Origin of the sequence: Paenibacillus sp. 32O-W (genome assembly GCF_007679495.1) — a bacterium.
Taxonomy (GTDB): Bacteria; Bacillota; Bacilli; order Paenibacillales; family NBRC-103111; genus Paenibacillus_L; species Paenibacillus_L residui.
The window spans coordinates 1-1,518 of sequence record NZ_VEGP01000146.1; the positions used below are offsets into that span (position 1 = coordinate 1).

The 1,518-nt window shown below is 49.6% G+C and carries 1 protein-coding gene; it reads right to left on the reverse strand.

Annotated elements, in window-relative coordinates:
* Positions 1-2: 2 nt before the first annotated feature.
* Entirely contained in the window at positions 3-1,361 is a 1,359-nt protein-coding gene (locus FS806_RS25170) for an IS4 family transposase (protein ID WP_144942082.1), read from the reverse strand.
* Between the last annotated feature and the right edge of the window lie 157 nt (positions 1,362-1,518).

Genomic DNA, 1,518 nt, shown 5'->3' on the forward strand with positions numbered 1-1,518 from the left:
ACTCAACTTTCGCAGCTTAATTGTCCAAACAAACCCTTGATATAATTGGGCAAACTCGAAATCCAATGCTGGAGTTGACGAAAAACGGCAGACTGATCCCGTTTGGACTTGGCTTCCGTGAACGCCATGAAAAATGCTATCAGATGTTGCAAAGCCGTTTTGAGATCCAGGTCTCGAACTTCGTCGGAAAACAGGAAGAACAGACCGCCCAACGACCGCGCGTCGTTTTCGTGACGACGTTCCCATTCCATCACGAGATAACGCGTAAACACGATCGTGGTGTGGCTGATGAGCATATCAAACGAACGACCTTGAAACTCCGTTCCCAGCTTCAGATACGATTTGGCAAATTTGAAGAAGGTCTCGATGCTCCAACGCATGCCGTAAATGCGAACGATCTCGGCATCTTCCAACGCCAAATCAGTGCTGAGCAGAACCAGCCAATCCCGCCGCCGATGGCGGTTTTGCACAAAGACCAGTTTGATCGGTAAACCGCAGGCGGTTTGAACGATGACTGAGCCAAGAATTTCTTTGTTTTTCTGCTTTGGCAACAGGGCATACAGTTCATGGAGCGTTAGGCTTTTTCCGTCGAGCCGGTATCGTTGTTTCATCGCCTTGACCATCCCAATGACATGCAGACCTTTAGCCATCAGTTCACGCAACAGAGGCGCTTGGGTAAACCAACTGTCCATCAGGACAAAGTCAGCGCTAAATCCAGCCTGAATCGCTCGATCAAGCAGAGCCGCCACGGCATCCGGCTTACGCGAAAGTGCCTCGATGCGGCGTTTGTAGCCTTGCGTACGCTTGGACAAACGCTCCTTCATCTCGCAAAAGCGATTCGCCAGCTTGGCCGAGCTGAGCATGACAAAATCAATGGGCGCGAAGCTGAAGCCATCCGACCATCCGAGCGTGAGCATGTTGTAGCCGCGGGTATATCTCCCCGTCGTATGATCGAAGACGCGGGCCAGCAACTCGGCTTTCTTGCTGCGATCCCTGCGAAGAACCGAATCATCAATGATGAACGTTCGAACGCGGGACGAAGAGGTTAAGGAATCAAAATGCTGAACGATCTTCAGACTCAAGGCATGCAAAAATCGTCGCCATGCGAAACGCGGGTGGTTTAAAAACCGATAGACCACATCTTTGCCAGGCAAAGACTCGCGGCGATCGCTGTGGAGAAGACGAAACCAGTTACGCCCTTCAAACACGAGCGTAAAGATCAGCCGAAAGATGGCCAGACTGGACAATCCGAACGACTTGGAAATGCCTGCTTTCCGCAACAGTTGCCCGATTTGTAAAGTAGAGAATACAGCCGAAATACGTTCTTGGCCCTTTTCAGACAGAGAGTTGTGTTGTACCATAGGGATACGCACCTTTCTGTTTGGAATGGTAAGCTTCTCCAACTTCCATTTTACCAAACGAGAAAGGTGTTTTTCTGTCAAGAACGAGATTTTTCAAGAGAAAATCCTAGCCCTATCAAGGCTTAGTACAGATTTTCAAGGTGCGAAAGTTGAGTTA

Excerpts from the sequence above, each read along its gene's own strand:
- FS806_RS25170 (WP_144942082.1), bottom strand. The coding sequence starts at position 1,361 with ATGGTACAACACAACTCTCTGTCTGAAAAGGGCCAAGAACGTATTTCG.